Source organism: Mesorhizobium sp. M7A.F.Ca.AU.001.01.1.1 (assembly GCF_004022735.1).
GTDB lineage: Bacteria > Pseudomonadota > Alphaproteobacteria > Rhizobiales > Rhizobiaceae > Mesorhizobium > Mesorhizobium ciceri.
Window position 1 is genome coordinate 1 of sequence record NZ_RZPF01000841.1, and the last position, 2,537, is coordinate 2,537.

At 62.3% G+C, this 2,537-nt stretch carries 2 protein-coding genes; one reads left to right on the forward strand and one right to left on the reverse strand.

Features of this window, described 5'->3' with window-relative positions:
* Nucleotides 1-1,079 (reverse strand): phosphoketolase family protein (locus tag EN884_RS32715; protein WP_164895305.1); only part of this gene is annotated, 1,079 nt, incomplete at its 3' end.
* 264 nt (nucleotides 1,080-1,343) lie between these two features.
* On the opposite strand from EN884_RS32715, the gene EN884_RS32720 reads away from it, so the two are divergent.
* Nucleotides 1,344-2,537 (forward strand): protein-L-isoaspartate(D-aspartate) O-methyltransferase (locus tag EN884_RS32720; protein WP_128360998.1); only part of this gene is annotated, 1,194 nt, incomplete at its 3' end.

Here is a 2,537-nt window from a genome sequence, read left to right on the forward strand (position 1 = left end):
CCTGTCGGGGCAAGTGCCGCAAGCTCCGGCAACAGGTGCCCGCTTTCGTCGAACAGCTCTCCCGGTTCGTAGCTTCGCATCCAGTTTTCGAGGATCTTGCGGTGCTCCTCATTCCCTCGAGCGTTCGATACCGGCACTTGATGCGAGCGCCAGAAACCCTCGACTTTTTCGCCATCGACTTCCTTCGGCCCGGTCCATCCCTTGGGGCTGCGCAGCACGATCATCGGCCATTTCGGGCGTTGACCATGCCATCCCGGAGCCCGTGCCTGCTCCTGAATGGAACGGATGCGATCGAGCACCGTGTCGAGCGTCGCGGCCATGGACCGGTGCATGGCAAGCGGCTCGTGGCCTTCGACGAAGAACGGTTCGTAGCCATAGCCGGCGAAAAGGTCTCGCAATTCCTGATCGTCCATGCGGCCGAGGATCGTCGGATTGGCGATCTTGTAGCCGTTGAGATGCAGGATCGGCAGGACGGCGCCGTCCGACGCTGGGTTCAGGAACTTGTTGGAATGCCATGCCGCCGCCAGCGGACCGGTCTCGGCTTCGCCGTCACCAACGACGCAGGCAACCACCAGACCCGGATTGTCGAAGGCCGCACCGAAGGCATGAACCAATGCATATCCCAATTCGCCGCCCTCATGGATGGAGCCTGGCGTCTCGGGCGCGGCATGGCTTGGCACGCCACCGGGAAAGGAAAACTGCCGGAACAGTTTCCTGAGGCCGTCTTCGCCCTGCCCGATATCGGGATAGATCTCGCTATAGGTGCCCTCGAGCCATGTGTTGGCGACCATTGCGGGACCGCCATGGCCCGGGCCGCAGATAAACAGAACATCGAAGTCGCGTTCGCGGATAACGCGGTTCAGATGCAGGTAGAGAAAATTCAGGCCCGGCGTCGTGCCCCAATGGCCAAGCAACCGAGGCTTGACGTGCTCGGCCTTCAACGGTTCGCGCAACAGCGGATTGTCGAGCAGATAGATCTGGCCGACCGAGATGTAATTCGCGGCGCGCCAGTAACGGTCCATGAGGTCGATCCGTTCGTGGCCGATAGCCTGCGGCGTCGCGGCAGCCTTGTCGTTCATCGACATCTCCAGCTTTCGGTTCGCTGGTGATAACTGGGGCATCTTTGCGCTTGAGCAACCCCCGACTGCCGCCGTCCGGGACAGTGTCGCGACCCGAGCGGCCAAGAGACCGGTCGCTATCCCGGTGGAGCGAGCGGCTCTGTCCGCAAATAGGCGGGAACCTTGAAGTCCTCCAGCGGTTAGAAACTGGAATCGCGAAGGCCAGGTTCAAGGCAGCTACCGCGAAGGACAACCTCGAAGCGTTGCACCAAAGGGAGCTAAAAAATGCTCGATCTTCCTCGTGCCCGTGATCGAATGGTCAATATCCAAGTCGGCCGGCGTGGCATCCATGACCGTGAAATTCTGCAGGCGATGCGCGAAGTTCCACGCGAGGCCTTCGTAGAACCCGGTTTCGAGGAATTTGCTTATGAAGACACGCCGCTGCCGATCGCCGACGGCCAGACCATATCGCAACCCTACATCGTCGCATTCATGATCGAAATGGCGGACGTCAAACCGGGTGACCACGTGCTCGAAATCGGCACCGGCTCGGGTTACGCCGCCGCGGTGATGAGCCGGATCGTCGAACAGGTCTACACCATAGAGCGTCATCCCGGTTTGGCAGAAACGGCGAAACGGCGGTTTGAAAAACTCGGCTATCGAAACATCGAGGTCCGGACAGGCGATGGCACCAAGGGCTGGCCGCAGGCGGCGCCGTTCGATGCCATCGTGGTGACAGCCAGCGGTCCCGGCGCACCGCTCGCCCTTCAGGAGCAACTCGATGTCGGCGGCAGGCTCGTCATTCCGGTCGGCGACGACCCCGATTTGCAACGCCTGCTCAAAGTCACCCGGACAGGTGCCGCAACCTACAGCGAGGAGGATTTCGGCGGCGTGCGCTTCGTCCCTCTCATCGGCGAGCAGGGTTGGTCGGAAAACGGCACCGTCACCAAGGTCGGTCGTCCACTTCGACATCCGCATCCGATCAGCCTGCCCGATATGATCGCGGCCGCGGCTGAACCGCTGCCCGATTTCGACGATCCGGCCTTCGGCGCATTGTTCGACCGGTTCGCCGACCGGCGCGTCGTTCTGCTTGGCGAGGCAAGCCATGGCACGTCCGAGTTCTACAGGGCGCGCGCGGCGATCACCCGCAGGCTCGTCGAACGGCACGGCTTCACCATCGTCGCGGTCGAGGCGGACTGGCCCGATGCGGCGGCGATCGACCGCTACGTTCGCCATCGTCGGCCGCGAACAGGCGCCGGTGCGCCATTCCAGCGGTTTCCGACGTGGATGTGGCGCAACACCGATGTCGCGGCCTTCTCCGACTGGATGCGCCGTCGCAACGAGAAGCTAGAACCTTCGGAGCAAGCAGGGTTCTACGGCCTGGACATCTACAATATGAGCGGGTCCATAGGCGCGGTCCTCGACTATCTCGACCGGGTCGATCCCCAGGCAGCCAAGATTGCACGCGAACGGTATGGT